The organism is Streptomyces sp. NPDC020379 (genome assembly GCF_044387105.1).
Lineage (GTDB): Bacteria > Actinomycetota > Actinomycetes > Streptomycetales > Streptomycetaceae > Streptomyces.
Genome location: NZ_JBIRVR010000033.1, coordinates 1 through 23,726, shown reverse-complemented (window position 1 = coordinate 23,726; position 23,726 = coordinate 1). Strand labels below are relative to the sequence as shown.

The window sequence follows — 23,726 nt, the reverse complement described above, 5'->3', positions numbered from 1 at the left end:
GGGCGGCCTGCGGCCGCGTCCTCAAACGCCGGAGGGGCTGGATGTGCCGGCCGTGGCTCTTCGGCCTGCGGCCGCGGGCCACGGGCCCGCGGTCAGAAAGCCACGGTTCGGAACATCCAGCTGTCCGGCGCTTGAGGACACCGCGCGGTCCGGGGTCCGGACCGCGGCCGGAAGGCGGTCAGTCCTCCGGGAGTTCGACCGGGGCCAGGGTGTCGTAGAGGTCGCCGGGGCCCGGGTTCGCCGGATCCGTCGCCCCGCCGAACTGCCGCATCACGCCCCACACCGCGTTGAGCGCCGTCTGCACCGCGCCCTCCGCCCAGCCCGCTGTCCAGGAGATGTCGTCGCCGGCGAGGAACAGGCCGCGCTTGTCCTCCGGCAGGCGGTCCTGCATGAAGTGGGTGAACAGGCGCCGCTGGTAGCGGTAGTGGCCGGGCAGGTTGGCCTTGAACGCGCCCATGAAATAGGGCTCGTTCTCCCAGGAGACGGTCACCGGGTTGCCGATGATGTGACGGCGGATGTCGACCTTGGGGTAGATCTCGCCGAGCGACTTGAGCATGACCTCCATGCGCTCGTTCGCCGACAGCGGCAGCCACTTGAGGCTGTCGTCGCACCAGGTGTAGGAGAGGCAGATGACGGCCGGCTTGTCGGGCCCGTCGTCCAGGAGGTAGGTGCCACGGGTCATCCGGTCGGTGAGCGTCATCGACATGACGTCGCGCCCGGTCTCCTCGTCCTTGTCCAGCCAGAACGGCCGGTCGACCGGGACGAACAGCTTGGACGACTCCATGTAGTGGGTGCGCTCCATCGCCGTCCAGTGGTCGATGGGGAAGAGCGAGTCGTCGCACGCGATCTTCGACAGCAGCATCCACGACTGGGCGGTGAAGACGGCCGCCTTGTACGTACGGATGTCACCCGAGGCGTCGGTCACGGTGATGCCGTTGCCCGCCGTGCGGTGCAGCCGGGTCACGGCCGGGCGGGGCTCGCCGTCGTGCAGCGAGGACAGCGAGGTGCCGGGCGCCCAGTGGACGAGCTTGCCGGGCTCGCGCTCCCACAGCCGCAGCGGGAGCTGCTGGCTGCCGCCGACGATGCCGCGGTGGTGGTCGTCCGCCTCGGTGTAGACGACGCGCAGGATCTCCAGGATGGAGTTGGGGAAGTCGGTGTCCCAGCCGCCGGTCCCGAAGCCGACCTGGCCGAAGATCTCGCGGTGGCGGAAGGACTTGAAGGCGGTGGATTCGCAGAGGAAGCCGTAGAAGGTCTGGTTGTCGAGCTTCTCGACGAGCTTCGCCCAGATCTCCCGGATGCGGGGCACGTCGCGCTCCCGCAGGGCGCGGTTCATGTCGGAGAAGTCGGCGCCCTCCTCCAGGCAGGCGTTCCACGCCTCGGCGACCTCGCGGTAGACGGCCGGCAGGTCGTCGATGGTCCGCGCGTAGTGCGACTCGCCCTTGAGGTCGACGACGGTCGAGGGAGTGTCGGGCGCGAGGGGGTTGGGGAACGGCTTGGTCTCCAGGCCCACCAGGTCGATGTAGTGCTGCAGGGCCGTGGAGCTCGGCGGGAAGCGCATCGCGCCCATCTCGGCGGTCAGCGAGGGGTCGCAGCCATCGAAGCCGACCGTGCGCAGCCGGCCGCCGATCTGGTCCGCCTCGTAGACGACGGGCTTGAGGCCCATCTTCATCAGCTCATAGGCCGTGATGATGCCGGAGAGGCCGCCGCCGATGACCGCGACCTCGGCGCCGTGCTCGGTCGCGGGTATCTGCCCGAGACCCGCCGGGTGGGCGAGGAAGTCGTCGTACGGGAAGGGGAAGTCCGGACCGACCATGGTGATCGGCGGCAGGGCCGGCTGCGACGGCTCGTCGTGGGCGGCGTTGGGCACCATGGACGTCATCGGCTGAACTCTCCTGCGGAAAAGGGGAACAGTGGGGGGTGTGCTGCTTCAGCCGAGCGAGCCGTAAAGCTCCGGACGGCGGTCGCTCAGATAGGTGTTCTCGGCGCGGGAGTCCTTGAGCAGCGCCGGGTCCACGTCGGCGATGATCAGGTCCTCGCCCGCGCCCGCCCGCGCCCGTACGGTCCCGTCGGGGGCGGCGAGGCAGCTGAGGCCGGCGAAGGCGAACTCGCCCTCGGTGCCGCAGCGGTTGGCGTAGGCGATGTAGAGCTGGCTCTCCCAGGCGCGGGCCGGGACGATCGTCTGCGGGACGATCTCGTACGGCCGCATCAGCGCGGTCGGGGTGAGCAGCAGCTCGGTGCCGGCGAGGGCGTGGGCGCGCACCGGCTCGGGGAACTCGACGTCGTAGCAGATCAGCATGCCGAGGCGGACGCCGTCGAGGTCGGCCTGGACGACCGGCTCGTCGCCGGGCGTGAAGTGGGCGGTCTCGTAGTCCCCGAAGAGGTGGGTCTTGCGGTAGTGCGCGAGGCGCTGCCCGTCCGGCGCGATGAGCTGGAGGGAGTTGTGGAGCACCGCGCCGGCGCGCTCGGGGTAGCCGTAGCCGATGGCCAGGCCGTGCTCGGCGGCGATGCGGGCGACGGCCCGGGCGCCCGGGCCGTCGGCGGGCTCGGCCCGCTCCCGCACGGTGGCGCCGAGGGCGTAGCCGGTGAGGTAGAGCTCGTTGGTGAGCAGCAGCCGGGCGCCCGCGTCGGCGGCCCGGCGCGCGGCGGCGGCCAGGTCGTCGAGGGTCTCGGCGGTGGAGGCGGGAACGCCGGGGCGGCCTTGGTACAGCGCGGTGCGCAGCGGCGTCATGCGGCCTCTCTTCACCTGTCGCGAGGGGGCGTGCGTTAAGGACGCCTTGACGGTACGGGCCGGTAACTCCGCCCGACAAGGCGCCACCATTGCGTACCGACGCGGCATTCGTTGCGCGTTGTGCCGCCTCCGCGGCGATTCATTGCGCGGAGGCTCACGGGGTCCCGGCGCCGCTCAGGAGGGGGCGCCGGAGCTGAAGCGGCGCAGCAGGGGGGAGAGCACGAGGACGGACTTGGTGCGCTCGACGAAGGGCTCGCCCGCGATGCGCTCCAGCACCCGCTCGAAGTGGCGCATGTCGGAGGCGAAGACCTGGACGATGGCGTCCGCCTCGCCGGTGACGGTGGAGGCGGACGCCACTTCCGGATAGCGCGACAGGCCGCGGTGGATGGCCTCGGGCGAGGTGTTCCGGCGGCAGTAGATCTCGATGAAGCCCTCGGTCTCCCAGCCGAGCGCCGCCGGGTCCACCCGCACGGTGAAGCCGGTGATGGCGCCCTCGGCCCGCAGCCTGTCCACGCGCCGCTTGACAGCGGGCGCGGACAGGCCGACCTCGGTGCCGATGTCGGCGTAGGAGCGGCGGGCGTCCTCGGCGAGGGCGTGGACGATGCGTTCGTCGAGATCGTTCAGTCGCACTGCGGGTGGATCACTTCTCTAGGGAAACCTGCGTCTCTTCCCGGGCGAGCCGCGAGCGGCTCCTCCCGTACCCGAAGTAGATCACGAGCCCGACGGCCATCCAGACACCGAAGACCATCCAGGTGACCTTGTCGAGGCTGCCCATCATGTAGACGCACAGGAGGAAGCCGATGGCCGGGAAGACCGGGCTGAGCGGCACCCGGAAGGTGCGCTTCATGTCCGGGCGGGTCCGGCGGAGCACGATGACGGCCACGTTGACCAGGGCGAACGCGAAGAGCGTGCCGATGCTGGTGGCGTCCGCGAGCTGGCCGAGCGGGATGGCCGCGGCGAGGATGCCGCAGAAGAGCGAGACGATGACGGTGTTCGCCCGGGGGGTGCCGCTCTTGGCGTGGACCTTGGAGAAGACCTTGGGCACCAGGCCGTCGCGGGACATCGCGAAGAGGATGCGGGTCTGGCCGTAGAGGACGGTCAGCACGACGGAGGCGATGGCGATGACGGCGCCCGCGGCGAGCAGCACGGCCCAGAAGCTCTGGCCGGTCACGTCCTTCATGATCCCGGCGAGCGCGGCCTCGCTGCCCTCGAACTTCTGCCAGGGCATGGCGCCGACGGCGACGGCGGCGACGAGGCAGTAGAGCGCGGTGACGATGATCAGGGAGAGCATGATCGCGCGCGGCAGGTCGCGCTGCGCGTCCTTGGCCTCCTCACCGGCGGTGGAGGCGGCGTCGAAGCCGATGTAGGAGAAGAACAGCGAGGCACCGGCGGAGCTCAGGCCCGCGACGCCGAGCGGCATGAAGGGGGTGTAGTTGCCGGCCTTGATGCCCTGGAAGGCGACACCGCAGAAGAGCAGCAGCGCGACGATCTTCACCGCGACCATGATGGTGTTGGCGCGGGCGCTCTCCTTGGCCCCGCCCAGCAGGAAGGCCATGCACAGCAGCACGACGAGCAGGGCGGGCAGGTTGAAGACGCCGCCGTCGCCGGGCGGGTTGGCCAGCGACGCGGGGATGGTGACGCCGATCGTGCCGTCGAGCAGCTCGTTGAGGTACTGCCCCCAGCCGACGGCGACGGCCGCGACGGAGACGCCGTACTCCAGGATCAGGCACCAGCCGCAGACCCAGGCGACGAGCTCGCCGAGGGTGGCGTAGGCGTAGGAGTACGAGGAGCCGGAGACCGGGATGGTGCCGGCCAGCTCCGCGTAGGAGAGGGCCGAGAAGAGGGCCGTGATGCCGGCGATGACGAACGAGATGATGACGGCGGGGCCCGCCTTGGGGACCGCCTCGCCGAGCACCACGAAGATGCCGGTGCCGAGGGTCGCGCCGATGCTGATCATCGTCAGCTGCCACATGCCGAGCGAGCGGCGCAGCGAACCGCCCTCGCCCTGCCCGCCCTCGGCGACGAGGCGTTCGACCGGCTTGCGCCGCATGAGACCTGCCGCGAAGCCGGCGGCCGGGCGCGGCGAGCGCTGGTCGTCGCCCGTGGCGGGGGGCGCTGTGCCGTGGTCCAACACTGGGTGGCTCCATTCGTCGCTGCCTGTCGAGGGCGGAGGGGACGACCACCGACGGGACCCCACCGGGGCGGCGCCGGCAGGGCGGAGCGAACCCATGGAAGGAGGGGGACCGCGAGCAAGCGGTATCCGCCACTCCACGTACAGCGCAGACCCTACGAGGTGGGTGCGTGCGCTCGTAATGCACCATTCTTGCGTATGCCCGTACGATCATTGCGTGCGGGGGGCCGGAACGGGCGATCGTTGCACGTCACCTTACGAATCGGTACATGTCGGCGTCAACAGGCGCCGACCGGGTCATGGCTCACAGGCCCCGGGGCATGCGAAAGGGGCGCGGCCCGGAGAACCGGACCGCGCCCCTTCGGGGATCGTTTCGCTTACTGCCAGCTGGCGTGCAGCGGCTTGCCCTCGGCGTAGCCCGCGGCGCTCTGGACGCCGACGACGGCACGCTCCTGGAACTCCTCCAGGGAGCCCGCGCCCGCGTAGGTGCAGGAGCTGCGGACGCCCGCGATGATCGAGTCGATCAGGTCCTCGACGCCCGGACGGGTCGGGTCGAGGAACATCCGCGAGGTGGAGATGCCCTCCTCGAACAGACCCTTGCGGGCCCGGTCGTAGGCCGACTCCTCGCTGGTGCGGTTGCGCACGGCGCGGGCCGAGGCCATGCCGAAGCTCTCCTTGTAGAGCCGGCCGTCGGCGGTCTGCTGGAGGTCGCCCGGGGACTCGTACGTCCCGGCGAACCAGGAGCCGATCATGACGTTGGAGGCACCGGCGGCGAGCGCCATGGCGACATCGCGCGGGTGGCGGACGCCACCGTCGGCCCAGACGTGCTTGCCGAACTTCTTCGCCTCGGCGGCGCACTCCATGACCGCGGAGAACTGCGGGCGGCCCACGCCGGTCATCATGCGGGTGGTGCACATGGCGCCGGGGCCCACGCCGACCTTGATGATGTCCGCGCCGGCCTCGATGAGGTCGCGCACGCCCTCGGCGGCGACGATGTTGCCCGCGACGATCGGGACCCGCGGGTCGAGACCGCGGACGGCCTTGATCGCGGAGATCATCGACTCCTGGTGGCCGTGGGCGGTGTCCACGACGATGGTGTCGGCACCGGCCTCCAGCAGGGCCTTGGCCTTGCCGGCCACGTCACCGTTGATGCCGACGGCGGCGGCGACGCGCAGCTTGCCGTCCGCGTCGGTGGCGGGGGTGTAGAGCGTGGCGCGCAGGGCGCCCTTGCGGGTCAGGATGCCCGCCAGCTTGCCGTCCTTGTCGACGGCGGGCGCGAGCTTGCGGTGCGCGGCGTCGAGCTTGTTGAACGCCTCGCGCGGGTCGATGTCGGCGTCGAGGAGCAGCAGCTCCTTCGACATGACCTCGGACAGCTGGGTGAAGCGGTCCACGCCGGTCAGGTCCGACTCGGTGACGACGCCGACCGGGCGGTGGTCGCCGTCGACGACGACACCGGCGCCGTGCGCGCGCTTGTGCAGCAGCGACAGGGCGTCGGCGACGGTCTGGGTGGGGGCGAGGACGATCGGGGTGTCGAGGACCAGGTGACGGCCCTTGACCCAGGAGATGACCTCGGTGACGACCTCGATCGGGATGTCCTGCGGGATGACCACGAGGCCACCGCGGCGGGCGACCGTCTCGGCCATGCGGCGGCCGGCGATCGCGGTCATGTTGGCGACCACGAGCGGGATGGTGGTGCCGGTCCCGTCCGGGGCGGAGAGGTCCACGCCCTGGCGGGAGCCGACCGCGGAGCGGCTGGGCACCATGAACACGTCGTCGTACGTCAGGTCGTACGGCGGCTTCTGGTCGTTGAGGAATCGCATACTGGCTCTCTCACCTGCGGTTTTGAGTACAAGGCGGGTGGGGAGTCAGCACCGAGCCAGCTCCGGATCGGGCTGAGGTTCCTGGACCCATCATCCATGATGCCTCCGCGTAGTGACGAACCGGAGCCCGATTCTCATGGGTTCGCCCAGGAGCGGTCGCCGTCATCTGTGGCTTCGGACAGGCCATGGGGAGCCGACGGGTTCGCCCGGTCCTCCGAAGGAGGTGTTCAGCGAGCCAGGCCCTCGAGGGCCTGGCGCATGGTCTCTCGCAGGCGGGTCATCTGCTCCCCGCTGTAGATCCAGCTGTCGTACTCGTTCTGCAGCAGCAACCGGCCGCCGAAGCTGGCGGCGCCGATCTTCGGCGGCATGCCGGGGGCATTCGAGGTGCCGCCGAACCGGATCAGGGACATTCCCTCCGGGACCGGGTGCGCCGGGATCCGCCCGACATTGGATATGCCGTAGCTGACCACCGGGACGGGCACCGCCACGCCACGGGCACCGGCCCGGAGCGCGGCCAGCAGGAAGCGCTCGGGGTCACGCCGGGCCAGGGCGGCGGCGAACTGTTCGGCCACCTCCCGGCCGATGGTGTGGGGGTGGTCGTCGTGCGGGACGACCACGGGCGTCTGCAGTCCGGTGATGCAGTTGAGCACGGTGCTCAGCGGCAGCTCGGGGGTCAGGCGGGTGCGCAGGTCGACGCCGTGGCCGCACACCATGGCCAGGGGTCCGGTCTCGGGTGCGAGCTGGGCGCGAACGGCGGTGAGCACCAGGCCGGTGACGAGGCTGTTGACGGTGACGTCACGGGCGCGGGCAGCGGCGGCCACGGCGTCGGTGATCTCCGGTTCGAACTCCAGCCGGTCGACGACGAAGCGGCGCGCCGGTGCCGGACGGTCAGGGCGGCCGATGGCCTCGGTCGGCAAGGTGGCGGGCTTGAGGGTTTCGTCCGAGCCCTGCGCGAGAACGTCGGCCAAGGCATCGATCTCACCGTTGGGGAACGCGCCGGCCAGCCGGGTGTCGATGGCCTCGGGCAGCTCGTCACGCCGCTCGGGCGCGGGGTTCGCACCGGCCACGAGCGCGGTGTAGTACTGCCAGAACTCGTCGAGCAGGGCGAAGGCGGAGCGGCCGTCGGCCACGCCGTGGTGGACGGCGAGCACGACCTGGCTGTGCTCGCCGTCGGTGAGCAGCCAGGCATGCAGCATGCTCTCGGTCCAGTCCGGGCGGTGGTTGATCAGTTCGGCGAAGGGCTCGTCGATGCCGTCGCGCACGGTGAGCGGTGGCTGGACACGGTCGCGGACGCGCAGCAGGAGCCCTTCGGCGCCGGCCACCACCTCGGAGCGGAGCATCGGGTGACGTTCGGTCAGCAGGCCGAGGGCGCGTGTCATCAGAGCCGGGTCCATGCGGCCGCGGACCAGGGACTCCACGTAGGCGGGCATGTCGTAGAGCGGGAGGCCGGCGTCTCGGAGATCGAAGAAGTAGGGGCTCTCGTAGGGAGATACGGGGCGCTGACTGATCATGACGTGCGGGGTCTCCAAAGTGCGCGGGGTTACCGTGTCGGCCGGTCCCGGCTCGAGCCTGTCCCCGGTGCGGGGTCCAGCCGGCGCAGGGCGGCACCGGACTGGTCGGGGCTGAGCGGAGGGCCCGGAAGGGGATGGGCGGTGGCGGGACGCAGAGCGTCCAGGAGCAGGGCGAGGTAGCGGCGCCAGGAGCCGGGGACGGCGGGGACGGCGCGACCGAGCGCGGTGAGCAGGAACAGCAGGTCCTCCACGCCGATGTCGGCGCGGACCGCCGCCTGTTGCTGAGCACGGCGCAACAGGACGTCGAGCGTGTGCCGGTTGCCCTCGTGGAGCGCTTCGAGGGTCGGCACGCCCTGCATGCCGGTGGTCATGAGGTCGTTGGCGCCGCGGTCGGCGGCGAGCAGCGTGAAGACGCGGTCCACGTAGGCGGTGAGTCCGGCCCAGGGGTCGGGGTGGGCGCGCGACTCCTCGGCGGCGCGCAGGAGCGGGGTCAAGGAGTCCCGGAAGACTGCCTCGATCAGTTCGGCGCGGCTGGCGAAGTGGCGGTAGAGCGTGGCATTGCCGACTCCGGCCCTGCGGGCGATCTCGTCCAGCGGGGCGTCGACACCGCGCTCGGCGTAGACCTCCCGGGCGGCGGTGATCAGCGTCTCCCGATTGCGCCGCGCGTCCTTGCGCAACGGTGTCCGTCGATCGTCGCTGGTGGCCATGGGCGGCACCCTAACACCAACCGTGGACTACTGTCCGTTTCGTTGCTAGGGTCGCCGCCAGTTAACCGGGGAACACTGTCCAGTTGTTGCTCCCGGGCCGTTCGACCGCAAGGGACTCCCATGTCCGTACAGCCTTTTGAGGACCTGTCAGCACTTGGTCAGGGCTTCGTCGACAACCCCTACCCGATCTACGAGCGGATGCGTGCGCGGGGCCCGGTGCACCGGGTGCGCTCCGACGCGTCCGGCGAGTTCTGGATCATTGTGGGGCACGAGGAGGCACGCGCCGCGCTGACCGACCCTCGGCTGTCCAATGACATCCGTCATTCGACCAGTTGGGAAGACGACGGAGGTAATTCCGTCGGCCTGAACATGGTGCAGACCGACCCGCCGCAGCATACCCGGTTGCGCAAGCTGGTCGCCAAGGAGTTCACCACCGGACGCATCGAGGCGCTGCGCCCGCGGGTGCAGCAGATCGCGGACGAACTGGTGGACGCCATGCTGCCGTTGGGCCGGGCGGACTTGGTCGAGGCGTTCGCGCTGCAGTTGCCCCTCGCCGTGATCTGCGAGCTGCTCGGGGTGCCGGCGACCGATCGCAAGGCTTTCCACGACTGGTATGTGGAGAGCACCGACTTCACCCGGCCCGAGGCCGCCGGTGCCGCCGCACAGGCGATGGCCGGCTACCTCGCGGAGCTCATCACCGCCAAGCGGCGCGAGCCCGGCGAGGATTTGCTCAGTGCCCTCGCCGGAGCCATGGACGAGGAGGACGGACTCTCCACCGAGGAGATGCTGGGCATGGCCTTCCTGCTCCTGGTGGCCGGGTACGAGACGGCGGCCAACATGATTTCGAGCGGCACACTCACGCTGCTGCGCCACCCCGATCAGCTGGCGGCCCTGCGTGCCGACTGGTCGCTGCTGGAGAACGCTGTGGAGGAGATGCTGCGGTACGAGGGCCCGGTGGAGACCACGGCCTTCCGCTACACCAAGGAGCCGGTGCGGATCGGTGGCACGACCATCCCCCGCGGCGAGTCCGTAGCCGTCGTACTGGCCGCCGCCTCGCGCTCCCCCGAGCGGTTCGCCGAGCCCGACCGCTTCGACATCCGCCGGGACGCCCGCGGCCACATGGCCTTCGGCTACGGCATCCACCACTGTCTGGGCGCGCCGCTGGCCCGTATGCAGGGCGTCATAGCCTTCCGCACCCTGCTCGAACGCTGCCCCGATCTGGCCCTGGACGCCGAACCGGCCGACCTCACCTGGAGCCCCAGCATGATGCTGCGCGGGCTGCACCGGCTGCCGGTCACTTTCGGCTGACGGTCCGACCGTCAGCGGGCCCGGCCGGCCCGCTGACGGCAGGTCCGGCCTCAGCGCGGTTCGGGCACCATCGGCAGCGGTCCGGCGGTCAGACTCATCTGGGCCCGCGGCCGGACCGCGACGCCGGGGACAGGCCGCAGCCGCCAGCGGGAAGCGAGCGCGGCGAGCGCCAGAGTCGCCTCCGTCATCCCGAAGACGTCGCCGATGCACTTGCGGCTGCCGGCGCCGAACGGCAGGTACGAGCCGCGCGTCACATCCTTGGCACGCTCGGGCAGCCACCGGTCCGGGTCGAAGTCATCGGGGTCCGCGAACAGTCCGGGCATGCGGTGGATGACGTACGGACTGATGAGGATGTCGGTTCCGGCGCGCAGCCGGTGCCCGCCCAGCTCGGTGTCCTCGGTGGTCATCCGGGTGTACATCCACGCCGGCGGGTACAGTCGCAGCGTCTCGGTGAAGACCCGCTGGGTGTAGGCGAGTTTCGGCACGTCGGCGTAGGTCGGCGTCCGGCCGGCCAGTACCTCGTCGACCTCCGCGTGCAGCCGCCGCTCCGCCTCGGGGTGGGCCGCCAGCAGGTGCCAGGCCCAGGTCAGCGCACTGGCCGTGGTCTCCACTCCGGCAAGCAGCAGGGTGATGACCTGGTCGTGGACCTCCTGGTCCGACATCTGCCCGCCGTCCTCGTCGTCGCGGGCTGCCAGCAGCGCGGACAGCAGGTCGCCGCGGTCCTCGCCGGTCCGCCGGTAGTCGCCGACGATGCCGTCGATGAGCGCGTGCAGCCGGCCGAGTGCCACGTCGAACTCACGGTTGGCCGCCAGCGGCAGCTTCGCCAGCAGCCCGGTGGGGTCCACGGCCCTGCGGTACGCGCCCTTCACCATGACGGGCAGGCTGCGCTGGATCTCGGCGACCGAATGCGGCGCCATCTCGGTCGAGAACAGGGCGCGGGATGTGACCCGGGCGGTCAGGCCCTGCATCGCGTCACTGATGTCGACCGGCTTCCCGGCCTCCCACGTGGCCGCGTGCGCCGCGCACTCCTCGTGCATGACCCCGGCGTACGCGGCGATGCGAGCGGGGTGGAAGGCCGGCTGCACCATCCGCCGCTGTCGGCGGTGGTCGGCCCAGTCGGAAGTGATCAGCCCGTTGCCCAGGATGGGGCGGGCTTTCTCCTTCACCGGCCCCCCGGTGTCGTAGACCCGCGCGTTCAACAGCACTTTCTGCACCAGTTCCGGATGGCAGGGCAGGAACGCCTGCTTGCTGCCGATCCGCAGCTCGACCAGGTCCCCGAGGGCAGGCAGCGAGGTCAGGAACTCCAGCGGCCGGCGTCCCAGCAGCAACGCGTGGCCCACCAAAGGGAGTCGGCGGGGGGCCGCGGTCACCCGCCAGGTACGCGCGGACGTGTCGGAGGTGGTCTTCATTCGGATCGTCCTTCGGTGACGGGGCACGGGCTGGGCGGGCTGCTGTGCGCGGAAGGGCGCGGTCAGCGCCGTTCGCAGATCATCGGCAACGGGCCGGCCTCCAGGGTGGCCTTCGGCTCCGGGCGGAGGGACGACCCGGGCGCCGGGCGCAACCGCCAGCGCGCAGCGACGGTCGCGACGATGAGGGCTGTCTCGGTGAGGGCCAGGACGTCGCCGATGCACTTGTGGCTGCCCGCGCCGAAGGGCAGCAGCGCGCCGCGTGGCACCTCCCGGGCCCGTTCACCCTCCCACCGTCCGGGGTCGAAGGTCTCCGGGTCGGGGAAGAGCTCCGGGTTGTGGTGCAGGGCGTAGGCGCTGTAGAGGATCATCGTCCCGGCGGGGATGTGCCGGCCGCCGAGTTCGGTGTCCTCCGCGGCCACCCGCATCGCCATCCAGGACGGCGGGTACAGGCGCAGCGCCTCGGTGATGACGTTCCGCGTGTACGGCAGCGCCGACAGGTCGTCGTAGACCGGGGTGCGGCCCCCGAGGGCCTCGTCCACCTCGGCGTGCACCCGGTTCTCGACCTCGGGCAGGGTGCCCATGAGATGGAAGACAAAGGCCAGGGTGGAGGCGGTGGTCTCGCTTCCGGCGACCAGGAAGGTGACGACCTGGTCCAGCACTTGACGGTCGTCCAGCCGCTCCCCCGTCTCCGGGTGTTCGGCGCGCAGCAGGGTGGAGAGCAGATCACCGTGGTCGGCGTCGGAGCGGCGCCGCCGGGCGATCATCTCCGCCACGATCTCCCGCAGCCGGGAGTTGGCGTGGTCGTAGGCGCGGTTTCCGGGTGTGGGCAGCTTCTCCATGACCCCGAGAGGGGCCACGGTGCGCTTGTAGATGCCCTGGGAGACGGTCCGGAGGCAGTGCCGGGCCTCCTCGATCACCGGGTCGTCGAGCCCGGTGGAAAACAGGGTCCGTGCGGCGACACGCATCAGCAGGGCGTGCATCGCGTCGCTGATGTCCCGGGTCTCCCCCGGACGCCAGGCGTCGGTCACCGCACGGGTGTCGTCGGCGACGGCGTTGGTGTACGCGGCGATCTTCGTGGTATGGAAGGCCGGCTGGATGAGGCGTCGCTGGAAGCGGTGCTCCTCACCGCGGGAGACCGACAGGCTGTTTCCGAGCAGTTGCCGCGCCTTGTCGAAGACCCCTCCCTTGTCGAAGACGCGCGGGTTCAGCAGCACGTGCCGGACCAGTTCGGGGTGGGCGGCGAGGTAGGCGCGGCTGGGACCGAGCCGGACCTCGACGAGATCGCCGTGGGCGGGCAGCGAGGCGATGAAGTCCAGCGGGCGGCGCCACAGGGGGAGCACGTGCCCGAGAAGGGGCAGCGCGCCGGGTGCGGCACCGGTCCGCCAGGACCGGTGCGCGGTAGTGGGTTTCGCGGTGGGCATGGGGCGGTCCCTTACTGGATGCGCGAGTTCACGTCGTTCACGGCCGCCTGATAGCGCCGGTCACGCGTGGTCCACACGAAGTTGCCATGGAGGAGATCCAGCAGGACGTCCCGGGTGGTGTCGTCGAAAGCGGCGATGCACTCCATGTCCTCGGACATGTCGCCCAGCCGGGCGTCGAAGAAGCGCCGGAATCCGGCCGCGTCCGTCACGTCGCACAGCCGGAAGCAGTTGGTGATCTGACCGAGCGCGGCCTCCCGGTCATACGAGTAGAAGTCGTTGACGATGGCCAGCCCACGTGTGGTCATGCGGGCGGCGAGACCTGTCTTGGCGTGCTCGGTGAGCTCCGGGTGGCGGTAGACGGGGTAAGACATCTTCATCCAGAAGTCCACGCCGACGTCGGTGACGCGGAACCGGAAGTACTGCTCGGGCGAGGTGGCGCAGAGCACCTTCTTGACCGGGGAGTCACGGAACATGTGGTCGCTGGTGACGAAGGCGCGGGCACCTTCGTACGCGAACGCCGCGTCCTCCTCGCCGTAGTACCGGTCGCACACCGCCCGCACCTCGGGCAGGAAGAGGTCGAAGTCGTGCAGCGCGGGGTCCATGTCGTCCCACACGAAGGTGATGCAGTTGAGCACGCAGACGGCCTTGAACGCCTCCATGTCCTTGATGTGCCGGGCGCTCTGGGACCACCGGACGACATCCATGTAGGAAATCCACCGCTTGTCGGAGACCGTCTTGCCCAGCGGCGCGACCGCGCGGTTGCAGGCGTCGATGACCTCGCGCAACTCGGCGTCCGTCATCGGCACCTTCTGCGCCTCGTACCCGAGATACCGGGAGAACAGCCCGGCGAAGCGGTCGGTGCACTCCTGCCAGTAGGGCGCCATGCCGGCCGGGACGGTCGCGGGGGCGGGTGCGGTCAGGTCAGTGATCACGAGTTCCTCCTCGTCGCCGTACGGGCGAGGTTCTTCAAGGTGGCGGTCGCCTCGGGGGCGAACGGGGCGGTGTCCAGGGCACGCAACGCCTGCTGGTACCGGTCGTCGATCAAGCGCTCGACCGCTTCCCGGGCCCCGGTGGCGGCGAAGACGGCGCGGACTTCCTCGGCGCCCGCCTCCTCCAGGGAGGGGTCACCGATCAGCGCGCGCAGCCGGGCGGCCTGTGCCGCGTCGGATGCGCGCAGGGCGAGTGCGACGAGGGTGGTGTTCTTGCCCGCCCGCAGATCGTCCAGGCGCGACTTGCCGGTGTCCATGACGTCGCCGTACACACCCAGCAGGTCGTCGCGGAGCTGGAACGCCTCGCCCAGTGGAATGGCGTAGGCAGTACAGGCGGCCATGGCCTCGGGCCCCGCGCCGGCCATGGCCGCGCCGATGTGCAAGGGCCGCTCGACGGTGTATTTGGCGGTCTTGTAGCGGTTGACCGTCAATGTGGCCTCGACATCGTCCGACAAATCGCCCGTCGCACGCAGGTCCAGATACTGCCCGAGCATCACTTCCGTGCGCATCTCGGTAATCAGGGGCAGCAATGCCGCGTATTGCACGGGAGTGAGCCCCGCTGTGTGCAGGAGTTCGTCCGCCCATGTGAAAGCGAGATCGCCGAGCAATATCGCGGCGCTGCGCCCGAATTGCCCCGAGTGGTCATCCCCGTGGGCTCCGGCGAGTGTCCGGTGGATGGCGGGGCGGCCGCGGCGGGTATCGCTGTCGTCCATGATGTCGTCATGAATGAGGGCGAACCCGTGGAACATCTCGAGCGAGGCGGCCACACGCACGATGGATTCGCTACCACGCTCTCCGCCGACGGCCCGCCATCCGGTCAGGGCCAGCAGCGGACGAATACGCTTCCCGCCCGACATGAATTCAGCGAACGCGCCCAGAAGTTGGGCCGTTGAGGGCCGTTTGGCAAACTCCGTCTTCCCCGCCAGGAAATCCTCCAGAACGGTGTCGACGGCCTTTCTCATCAGTCCCGTGTCGAGTACGTCGGGAGGCATCGTCTGCGTGCTCATATTGGTGTTTCGTCCCCCTGTGGGGCCCGTCACGCCGACTCCACACGCACGTCGGGGCGCACCACAGGGGCGGCGTTCGCGCGGGAGCCCGTGACCGGGCCGGATGATGTGCATGCCGTGGGCGAGTGCGGTGCGGCCGTCCTGCGAGCCGCTGTCCGAGCCGCAGAGATCAGGGCAGAAGATCCACACGCAGCTCGCTGAGGCCACGGATGTTGACCTGGCGGCGCCAGGTCACGTCCTCGCGGCTCAGGGCGATGCCCCGGTAGCGGCGGATCAACTCGGTGAATACCAGCCGTGCTTCGGCCTTCGCGAGCATGGCGCCGATGCAGTAGTGCGGGCCGCCGCCGAAGGAGAGCGGGCGGATGTCGCGCCGGGACAGGTCCAGGCGGTCCGGGTCCGGGTAGCGCAGCGGGTCACGGTTGGCGGCTCCGAGCAGGATCATCACCTTGGAGCCGGACGGAATGGTGGTGCCGGCGATGTCGATGTCGCCTGTGGTGATACGCGCCACGAGCTGGATCGGCGCGTCGTACCGCAGCAGTTCGTCGATCCCGTCCCCGATGACGCCGGGGTCCTCGCGCAGCGCCCGCAGCTGATCGGGGTGGCGCAGCAGGCCGAGCATGCCGTTGCCGATGAGGTTGACGGTCGTCTCGTGGCCGCCCATGAAGAACATCATGACGTTGGCGATGATCTCGTCATCGGTGAGCTTCTCACCGTCGAACTCCGCCAGCAGCAGGCGGGAAAGGATGTCGTCCCGGGGATCGGCACGCCGTCTGGCCAGGTGCTCGGCGATATAGGCGCCGAACTCCTCCGCGGCGTCGTTCATGGCGCGGCGGGTGGTCCCGTCGATGGCCGGATCGATGACGTGACCGAGCGCGTCGGTCCACTTCCGGCACAGGTCGCGGTCCTCCACCGGAAGGCCGCCGAGTCCGCAGAAGACCGTCACCGGCACCTGGGCGGCGAGCGAACCGATGAGATCGATGTCCCGGCCGCTGCCCATCTCATCCATGATCTGCCGGACGATACCGGCCACGCGCGGCAGCAGCTCCTGGATCGCCCTGGCGGTGAAGAGCGGGTTGGCCAGGCCGCGCAGTCTGCGGTGCGCCGCGCCGTCCCGCATGAGCATCCACCTGCGGGTGGCCTCGACGATCGGACTGTCCCAACCACCCCGCTGTTCCGCCCATTTGCGGTCCTGCGGGTATTCACTGGTCAGCCGAGGATTGCGGATGAGTGATGCGACTTCCCGATATCCGGAAATAACCCAGTGCCCATAGGGCGTTCGATGGACCGGCTCGGCATCGCGGAGCCGTTTGTAGAGCGGATATGGATCGTCACGCAGGCGTGGATCGCGCGCATCGAACATCGCGTGCACAGAACAGAGCCCCCATTCTCTGTAGCTTGCCTGCCGTTGCCCACCGACAGCGGCATTGAACCCGGGGCGTCAACCGATACGATCCTCGACCCTGGTCGCCGCATAGTAGGCACACCAGCCGACCCGACAGCAAGGGTTTCGTGACCCACGAACGAGTCGTGACAGCGGACGCACAAGCAGGCAGACCAAGATCGTCTACCTCCTGGACAGATCCGTCAACTGCGTATTAGGTTCGAGCCGTTCGAGGGAAAGCCGTTCAGTACACGGGGGCCAGAGTGCGGCGCACAGTTTTCGATGACGACCACGAGGCGTTCCGCTCCGTGCTGCGGGACTTCATCGCGGCCGAGGTCGCACCGGTCCATCAGGAATGGGAGACCGCGGGCCGCGTGCCGCGTGCGTTTTATCGCAAACTGGGCGAGCTCGGAATTTTCGGTTTCGGCGTACCGGAAGAGTTCGGGGGCGCCGGCGAGACGGGCTTCAAGTTCAACGCCGTCGTGAGCGAGGAGTGCGCCAGGGCCGGAGTCACCTTCGGTGGCGCCAGCGCCCATATGGCACTCCCGGCCACATTTGTGAAATACACCACCGATGAGCAGAAGAAGCGCTGGCTCCCCGCTTTCGTCACAGGCGAGTTGATGACGGCCATCGCGATCACCGAGCCGGGCGCCGGCTCCGACGTCGCCGGCATACGGACCGCGGCCGTGCTGTCCGAGGACGGCACGCACTACGTACTCAACGGCGTGAAGTCGTTCGTCTCCGGCGGCGCCCAGGCCGACTTGGTGCTCGTCGCCTGCCGCACTTCCGGAGAGGGCCAGGACGACCGGCGCGGTGGCATGTCGCTGCTCGCCGTGGAAGCCCGGGCCGAGGGCGTCGCGATCACCGCCGAGCCGGTCACGCTCGGCCTGCGCTCTTCCGACATCGTCGAGATGACGTTCACCGACGTACGGGTCCCGGTCACCGATGTGGTGGGCGGGCTCGGCAACGCCTTCGCCTGCCTGGCGGACATCTTCCCGCAGGAGCGCCTGGGTATCGCCGTCGGCGCGTACGCCCACGCCGCCGCCGCGGTGCGCTTCGCCACCGAGTACGTCCGGGAGCGCACGGTCTTCGGCAAGCCGGTCGCCGCCTTCCAGAACACCAAGTTCGTGCTGGCCGACTGCAAGGCGGAGGTCGACGCCCTGCAGGCGGTCGTCGACCGGGCGCTGGAGGCGTTCGACGCCGGGGAGCTCAGCGCCGACGAGGCCGCCTCCGCCAAGCTCTACTGCGGTGACACCGCGGCCCGCGTCATCGACAAGTGCCTCCAACTGCACGGCGGCTACGGCTTCATGATGGAGTACCCCATCGCCCGGCTGTATGCCGACAACCGCGCCAGCCGGATCTTCGGCGGCACCAGCGAGATCATGCGGAGCATCGTCGCCAAGTCGATGGGGCTCTGACCGCGCTCACGTCTGTGCCCCGGGGGCCGGTTCACGGGTGCGGGCGGAGGTTCGCGGCGAGGTGGTGCCAAAGGGGCCGCCCGCCACCGGCCGGTCTCCCGGCCGGACGGCGGAGCGGATTCCTCGGGTCGGTCACGCCGCCAGGCTCTTGAGGCGCGCCACCGCCTCCTCCAGCACGGCGACCCGCTTGCAGAAGGCGAAGCGGACGAAGGGGGCGCCTTCGGCGCGGTTGTCGTAGAAGACGGTGTTGGGCACGGCCACCACGCCCGCGCGTTCGGGCAGGGCGAGGCAGAAGTCCAGGCCGTCGGTCGCGCCGAGGGGGCGGATGTCGGTCGTGATGAAGTAGGTGCCGGCCGGGCGGTGCACGGCGAAGCCCGCGTCCGCGAGTCCCGCCGCCAGCAGGTCGCGCTTGGCCCGCAGGTCGGCGCGGAAGTCCTCGAAATAGCTGTCGGGCAGCCGCAGGGCCTCCGCGATCGCGTACTGGAACGGGCCGGACGAGACGTAGGTCAGGAACTGCTTGGCCGAGCGGACCGCGGCGATCAGGGCCGCCGGTGCCGTCACCCAGCCGACCTTCCAGCCCGTGAAGGAGAACGTCTTGCCCGCGGAGCCGATGGTGACGGTCCGCTCGCGCATACCGGGCAGCGAGGCGAGCGGGACGTGCTCGCCTTCGAAGACGAGGTGCTCGTAGACCTCGTCGGAGATGACGAGCAGGTCGCGCTCGACCGCGAGGGCGGCGACGGCCGCGAGCTCCTCGCGGGTGAGCACCGCGCCCGTCGGATTGTGCGGGGTGTTGATCAGGAGCACCCGGGTCCTGGGGGTGACGGCGTCGCGCAGCTCGTCGAGGTCCAGGCGGAAGGCACCGTCGCGGGGGCGCAGCGTCACGGGCACCCGCTTGCCGCCCGCCATGGCGATACAGGCCGCGTACGAGTCGTAGTACGGCTCCAGCGCTATCACCTCGTCGCCGGGCTCGACCAGGGCGAGCAGCGCGGCGGCGATCGCCTCGGTCGCGCCCGCGGTGACCAGCACCTCGGTGTCGGGGTCGTAGGCCAGGCCGTAGCGGTGCGCCTGGTGGTCGGCGACGGCGAGGCGCAGCTCGGGGACGCCGGCGGCGGGTGGGTACTGGTTGCCGCGGCCGTCCCGCAGGGCACGGACGGCGGCCTCCCTGATCTCCTCGGGCCCGTCGGTGTCCGGAAAGCCCTGGCCGAGGTTGATCGCCCCGGTCCGGGCCGCCAGGGCGGACATCTCCGCGAAGATGGTGGTGCCGAATTCCGCGAGGCGGCTGTTGACGGGCTTCCGGGTCATGCGTGCTTCTCCCTCGACCGACGGATGTGCGGGGCATGGTGCGCTCGCCCATTGTCACAGCCGGACATCACACGGGGAGCAGGGCCCGCGTACCGCACGGGCCGCCTACGCGCGCCGCCCGCCGGGGCGGCCCCCGGCGGGCGGCGCGGGTGAGGCGTGGTGGGTCAGTTGCCGTCCGGGTCCGCCCGGTCCAGCGCCGGGCGCGGGCCCGGGCCGGTCTCCAGCAGCAGATAGTCGGCGGCGGCGGTGTCGGTGACGAGGCTGGTGACGAGCCCGGACCGCAGCACCGCGCCGATCGCGGCGGCCTTGCGCAGGCCCCCGGCGATCGCGACGACCTCCGGTATGCGGCGCAGCCGGTCCGCCTCGACGGTGATGCAGCGCTCGCCCAGGTCGCGGCCGATGCGCCGGCCCTCGGCGTCGAAGAGGTGCGCGGACATCTCGGCCGCGGCGCCGAGCGAGGCGTAGTGCGCGCGCTCCTCCTCACCGAGCATGTCGTAGACGGTCGAGATGCCGGGTGCCCAGGAGCCGATGGACACGGCGGCCACCGTGACCTTGTCGAAGTAGTCGAAGGCCCGCGCGATGCCGGTCTGGCCGCGCAGGGCCGCGGCGGTGGCGGAGTCGGGCAGCAGCATCGGCGCGTAGATCGGGTGCGCCTCGCCGCCGGAGACCTGGGCCGCGCGGCGCACGGCCTCCACCGAGCCGCGCTCGGCGGTGCCCGCGTCGTAGACACCGGTGAGCTGGACCACCGTGCACGGCGGCAGCCGGTGCAGGGCCGCGGCCATGTGGATGGTGGAGCGGCCCCAGGCCAGGCCCAGGACGTCGCCCTCGTGCACCAGCTCGCCGAGCAGGTCTGCGGCCACCTCACCGAGGTTCTCGGGGTCGGGCGCGTCCTCGGCCGCGTCGGCCGGGGACTCGACGACCACGGCGTGCCGCAGGCCGTAGCGGGCGCGCAGCGCGTCGGAGCGCTCCGCGTCCAGCTCGGCCGGCACCCGGATCTCGATCCGCACCAGATCCCGCTCCAGAGCGGTCTCCAGCACCCGGGCCACCTTGAAGCGGCTCACGCCGAACTCCTCGGCGATCTGGATCTTCGACTTGCCCTCGAGGTAGAAGCGGCGGGCCATGGCCGCCGCCTGCACCAGCTCGGCGGGCCCCATCGGCGTGGCAGAACGGCCCGTCGACACCGCGGCCTCCTCACTTCTGTGTTCAAGCTGTGGACTCGACCGTCATCCTGTCAGAAACGGCGGTCCTTTGATCAGGGCCTGTTCCGCACCACGGCGTTCCGGGCGCGGTGCGGGACCGGGTCAGTGCGCGCAGGCCCAGGGCGCGACGGCCGTGGCCTGCTCCGCCTGCTCCCTCAGCGAGCGTACGGCGGCCCCAGGGTCCTGCGCACCGTAGACGGCGGAGCCGGCCACGAAGACGTCCGCCCCGGCCTCCGCGCAGCGCTCGATCGTCTGCGCCGACACCCCGCCGTCGACCTGGAGCCACAGCTCGAGGCCGTGCCGCTGGATGAGCTCCCGGGTCCGGCGGATCTTGGGGAGCATGATGTCGAGGAACGCCTGACCGCCGAAGCCGGGCTCCACGGTCATGATCAGCAGCATGTCGAGCTCGGGCAGCAGGTCCTCGTACGGCTCGATGGGCGTCGCGGGCTTGAGCGCCATCGACGCGCGGGCACCCTTGGCCCGGATCTCCCGCGCCAGCCGGACCGGCGCCGCGGCGGCCTCGGCGTGGAAGGTGACCGAACCCGCGCCGGCCTCCACGTACTGCGGGGCCCAGCGGTCCGGGTCCTCGATCATCAGGTGGCAGTCGAGGGGGGTGTCCGTGGCCTTGCTGAGCGATTCCACGATCGGCACCCCGAGCGTGAGGTTGGGGACGAAGTGGTTGTCCATGACATCGACATGGAGCCAGTCGGCGCCCTGCACGGCCTTCGCCTCATCGGCGAGGCGGGCGAAATCGGCGGAGAGGATGCTGGGGTTGATCTGGGCCATTTCCAAACTCTCTGTACGGAGCCACCTGGTCTCGCTACACCCCATGGTCCCGGGTCCTGCGGGGCCGCTGAACAGGGGCTGTCCCTTGCAAGACTAGGCCCTACGGGTGCAGGGGCAGCAGGTGGGAGGCCAGCGGGCCACGCTGGAATTGCCCTGATCTCGTCCACCGGATCGCCCAGAGGCCGTCAGACGGCCGCGCCGCCCTCCCCCTTCACCTTGGCCACGAACGAGGCCCACGCGCCCACAGGGAACCTCAGAGCGGGACCGTAGGGGTCCTTGCTGTCACGGACGGGAACGACGCCGGAAGCTGCGTATGCGGGTGCCCATTCGACGCAGTTGCCGTTGTTCCCTTGGCTGTAGGTGGATCGCACCCATACCGCGCGAGAGAAGTCAGGGGTGGTGCTCATGGGCGTACGCCTCCATAACGTGCCGGATAAGGACCAGAGAGTTCGCGAGTGACAGGGCATCGGCACGTAGACGCTCGTACGCCGCTTGTGCTTCGGCGACCGCCCTCGCCGAGTCGTCCACATGCCCTCGCGTGTACGTCTCCTCGTACAGGATGATCGTTCCGTCTCGTCGCGTCAGCACAATGAACGGCACTCCCTTCGGCGGCGCACCCGCAGCGAAGGGGAAGACCTGAATGGCAACGTGCGGGGACTCCGCTGCCGCCAACAGATGCTGGAGCTGTCCCCGCATGACCTCGGGCCCGCCCACGGCGGAACGTAAGACCGCCTCGTGCAGGATCACCCACAACAGCGGGGGGTCCTCACTCTCGAAGATCTCTCGCCGCTGCATGCGCAGCTCGATCCGGGCTTTGATCTCGAGTTCCGTCTCACGTGGGTGCGCCGAACGGAAGACGGCTCCGGCGTACTCCGGGGTTTGCAGTATGCCCATGACGAACGCGTTGGAATAGTCGCAGATGCTCTGCGCTTCGCGTTCCAACTTGAGGTAGGGCACGAACCATGACGGGTACCGGCCGTCGGCCGCTCGCTGCCGCCACCGAGCGTAGGTGCCCGGCGTGCCGAATACCTTGTCGCACTGCTCCGCGAACTGAGGTGAGGCCAGCTGCTGGCCTGTCTCCACCTTGCTGACGTACGGCTGTCCGCAAAGCAGCCGGACGGCAAGCTGAGCCTGCGACCACCCACGAGCCTCCCGGGCGCACTTGATCTCCCTGCCGAACTCCTTGGCAGGCGTGTCGGGCTCTTCCGAATCGTCAGGCGGCGCACCGATCAAGTGTCCAACCCCCAATATTCCAAAGCCAGTTGGCATGAAAAATAGCCTGTTCAGCGCGGCTGTGCGGATGGAGCCTATGCCTCACGGTTGATGCCCGCTCACAGAGGGCGGGACACACGGAGGCTCGAACAGATGACTGCCGCATTGATCACCTACCGCGAGGGTGTGTGGCTGGTGGATACACACCTGGGACGAGTGGGTCAGGTCATGGGAAACGATGACCATCACGTCCAGTTGCGCCCGCCGGGTAGCGGACTCGTATGGGACGCCGATCCGGAAGGGCTGAGGCTCGCCACAGCCGACGAGCGGAAGCAGGTGGGCGCGGAGGGTCAGGGGCACCCCGCCGACGCCCGGACCCCCTTCGTAGTCGGGCAGGACGGCATCACCGTGAGAGGCGGGCACCCGTGATCGAACCCCTACCCCTCGTGGCGCACACGGGCGGACCGCTCGCCTACCCCATCCGGGATGAGCGCATCCACCACAAGGAGGCGTGATGGCGCGACGACGGCACAAGGCGGGCCGCGCAGGCGCACGACGGGACTGGGCGGGCCATCTCGAAGGGCTGGTTCTTTTCGGCGCCCTGGTGGCCGCCTGCGGGGCCGCTATCTGGCTCGCTGCTCACGGCGGTCCCGCCCGCTTCTAGACCGCCTACCCCTCTGCGTGCGCCCGCATCCCCCCGTTGGGCGCTAGCCGATCACAGAGGGGCAGGCACCCCTTCCGGCTGTACGGCGGACAGCCGGAAGGCGCCAAGCTCCGCCCTGCCGGGCGGGACGACACAACCCCGGCAGGGCGGGCACCAGCCCCGTTGGGCACAGGTGGCCATCAGGGGGTAGAAGTGACCGCACCATAGAAGGGAAACGCCAACATGGGCTCGACGCCGTGCAATACCTGTAGCGGTACCGGGTACGTGACCAAAGACGGATTGCAGCACCAGTGCGAAGACTGCGGCGGCACCGGGCGCATCGAACACAGCTAGAAGGAGGGGCGATGTGCAATAAGTGCTTCGGCAGGGGATTCATCGACGAAAAGTTGCCGAACGGCACGAAACTGGTCCACGCGTGCAATTCATGTAACGGAACCGAGTCGGACAGCCGGAACAGGGAGCCGCGCAGGGTGTTCGGACGGCAAGCCAACCGACCCCGCGAAGACAGCAGCGGGAAAGCCTGAGGCGGTAGAGGGCCCCGCCCGTGCGTTCCTCCCCCGAGGCGTGCGGGCAGGGCTCTGTGCTCCGCTGCGCCCTACTCGCCTAGGTGCCGGTACAGGGTCGCCCTGGACACTCCGAGGGCCTTAGCGATGGCCGTGACGCTCTCCCCCTTGGCGTGCCGAGCACGGGCCACGGCAAGCTTGTCGTCATCGACAACGGTCGGTCGTCCGCC

General features: G+C 70.0%; 21 protein-coding genes. 3 read left to right on the top strand and 18 right to left on the bottom strand.

The window, feature by feature from the left end; genetic code table 11:
* Positions 1–178 precede the first annotated feature (178 nt).
* The 7 genes from ACH427_RS30130 to ACH427_RS30100 form a co-directional block, all read right to left on the bottom strand.
* Complete coding sequence (locus ACH427_RS30130) at positions 179–1,879, bottom strand: flavin monoamine oxidase family protein (RefSeq protein ID WP_398874589.1); 1,701 nt, start codon at positions 1,877–1,879, stop codon at positions 179–181.
* A 48-nt stretch (positions 1,880–1,927) separates the two neighbouring features.
* Positions 1,928–2,728: a carbon-nitrogen hydrolase family protein gene (locus ACH427_RS30125; RefSeq protein WP_398874587.1), complete on the bottom strand. Its 801-nt coding sequence runs from the start codon at positions 2,726–2,728 to the stop codon at positions 1,928–1,930.
* 174 nt (positions 2,729–2,902) lie between these two features.
* Positions 2,903–3,358, bottom strand: a complete 456-nt coding sequence (locus ACH427_RS30120; protein WP_095580789.1) for an Lrp/AsnC family transcriptional regulator — start codon at positions 3,356–3,358, stop codon at positions 2,903–2,905.
* Between the two features lie 10 nt (positions 3,359–3,368).
* Positions 3,369–4,862 carry an amino acid permease gene (locus ACH427_RS30115; protein ID WP_398874585.1) on the bottom strand — a complete coding sequence of 498 codons (1,494 nt, stop codon included), beginning with the start codon at positions 4,860–4,862 and terminating at the stop codon, positions 3,369–3,371.
* Between the two features lie 374 nt (positions 4,863–5,236).
* On the bottom strand, positions 5,237–6,679 hold the full coding sequence (locus tag ACH427_RS30110; RefSeq protein ID WP_398874583.1) for a GuaB1 family IMP dehydrogenase-related protein: 1,443 nt from the start codon (positions 6,677–6,679) through the stop codon (positions 5,237–5,239).
* A 227-nt stretch (positions 6,680–6,906) separates the two neighbouring features.
* Positions 6,907–8,190, bottom strand: a complete 1,284-nt coding sequence (locus ACH427_RS30105; protein WP_398874581.1) for a hypothetical protein — start codon at positions 8,188–8,190, stop codon at positions 6,907–6,909.
* A gap of 29 nt (positions 8,191–8,219) precedes the next feature.
* Positions 8,220–8,897: a TetR/AcrR family transcriptional regulator gene (locus tag ACH427_RS30100; protein ID WP_398874578.1), complete on the bottom strand. Its 678-nt coding sequence runs from the start codon at positions 8,895–8,897 to the stop codon at positions 8,220–8,222.
* 120 nt (positions 8,898–9,017) lie between these two features.
* On the opposite strand from ACH427_RS30100, the gene ACH427_RS30095 reads away from it, so the two are divergent.
* Entirely contained in the window at positions 9,018–10,205 is a 1,188-nt protein-coding gene (locus ACH427_RS30095) for a cytochrome P450 (protein ID WP_398874576.1), read from the top strand.
* Positions 10,206–10,255: 50 nt separating this feature from the next.
* Here the strand turns inward: ACH427_RS30095 and ACH427_RS30090 are convergent, their stop codons facing one another.
* The 5 genes from ACH427_RS30090 to ACH427_RS30070 all read right to left on the bottom strand — a co-directional run bounded on the left by ACH427_RS30090 (position 10,256) and on the right by ACH427_RS30070 (position 16,148).
* Positions 10,256–11,614, bottom strand: a complete 1,359-nt coding sequence (locus ACH427_RS30090; protein WP_398874574.1) for a cytochrome P450 — start codon at positions 11,612–11,614, stop codon at positions 10,256–10,258.
* 62 nt (positions 11,615–11,676) lie between these two features.
* Positions 11,677–13,035, bottom strand: a complete 1,359-nt coding sequence (locus ACH427_RS30085) for a cytochrome P450 (protein WP_398874572.1) — start codon at positions 13,033–13,035, stop codon at positions 11,677–11,679.
* An 11-nt stretch (positions 13,036–13,046) separates the two neighbouring features.
* On the bottom strand, positions 13,047–13,967 hold the full coding sequence (locus ACH427_RS30080; RefSeq protein ID WP_398874570.1) for a hypothetical protein: 921 nt from the start codon (positions 13,965–13,967) through the stop codon (positions 13,047–13,049).
* Complete coding sequence (locus ACH427_RS30075; RefSeq protein WP_398874568.1) at positions 13,964–15,031, bottom strand: polyprenyl synthetase family protein; 1,068 nt, start codon at positions 15,029–15,031, stop codon at positions 13,964–13,966. Before ACH427_RS30075 ends, ACH427_RS30080 begins: the two co-directional genes overlap by 4 nt.
* A gap of 169 nt (positions 15,032–15,200) precedes the next feature.
* Positions 15,201–16,148 carry a cytochrome P450 gene (locus tag ACH427_RS30070; RefSeq protein ID WP_398874566.1) on the bottom strand — a complete coding sequence of 316 codons (948 nt, stop codon included), beginning with the start codon at positions 16,146–16,148 and terminating at the stop codon, positions 15,201–15,203.
* A 527-nt stretch (positions 16,149–16,675) separates the two neighbouring features.
* Between ACH427_RS30070 and ACH427_RS30065 the strand changes: the two genes are divergently transcribed.
* Positions 16,676–17,830, top strand: coding sequence for an acyl-CoA dehydrogenase family protein (locus ACH427_RS30065; RefSeq protein WP_398874564.1), 1,155 nt, complete (start codon positions 16,676–16,678; stop codon positions 17,828–17,830).
* Between the two features lie 132 nt (positions 17,831–17,962).
* On the opposite strand, the gene ACH427_RS30060 is transcribed toward ACH427_RS30065, so the two are convergent.
* The 5 genes from ACH427_RS30060 to ACH427_RS30040 all read right to left on the bottom strand — a co-directional run bounded on the left by ACH427_RS30060 (position 17,963) and on the right by ACH427_RS30040 (position 22,350).
* Positions 17,963–19,132: a pyridoxal phosphate-dependent aminotransferase gene (locus ACH427_RS30060; RefSeq protein WP_398874562.1), complete on the bottom strand. Its 1,170-nt coding sequence runs from the start codon at positions 19,130–19,132 to the stop codon at positions 17,963–17,965.
* Positions 19,133–19,296: 164 nt separating this feature from the next.
* A complete protein-coding gene (locus ACH427_RS30055; RefSeq protein WP_398874649.1) occupies positions 19,297–20,286 on the bottom strand; it encodes a sugar-binding transcriptional regulator in 990 nt (329 codons plus the stop codon).
* 147 nt (positions 20,287–20,433) lie between these two features.
* On the bottom strand, positions 20,434–21,117 hold the full coding sequence (rpe, locus tag ACH427_RS30050; RefSeq protein ID WP_398874560.1) for a ribulose-phosphate 3-epimerase: 684 nt from the start codon (positions 21,115–21,117) through the stop codon (positions 20,434–20,436).
* Positions 21,118–21,302: 185 nt separating this feature from the next.
* Entirely contained in the window at positions 21,303–21,524 is a 222-nt protein-coding gene (locus ACH427_RS30045; protein WP_398874557.1) for a DUF397 domain-containing protein, read from the bottom strand.
* On the bottom strand, positions 21,508–22,350 hold the full coding sequence (locus ACH427_RS30040; protein WP_398874555.1) for a Scr1 family TA system antitoxin-like transcriptional regulator: 843 nt from the start codon (positions 22,348–22,350) through the stop codon (positions 21,508–21,510). Before ACH427_RS30040 ends, ACH427_RS30045 begins: the two co-directional genes overlap by 17 nt.
* Before the next feature lie 132 nt (positions 22,351–22,482).
* Between ACH427_RS30040 and ACH427_RS30035 the strand changes: the two genes are divergently transcribed.
* Positions 22,483–22,758: a hypothetical protein gene (locus ACH427_RS30035; protein ID WP_398874553.1), complete on the top strand. Its 276-nt coding sequence runs from the start codon at positions 22,483–22,485 to the stop codon at positions 22,756–22,758.
* 830 nt (positions 22,759–23,588) lie between these two features.
* Here the strand turns inward: ACH427_RS30035 and ACH427_RS30030 are convergent.
* Positions 23,589–23,726: helix-turn-helix domain-containing protein (locus ACH427_RS30030; protein ID WP_398874647.1), on the bottom strand; the 138-nt coding region annotated here is incomplete at its 5' end.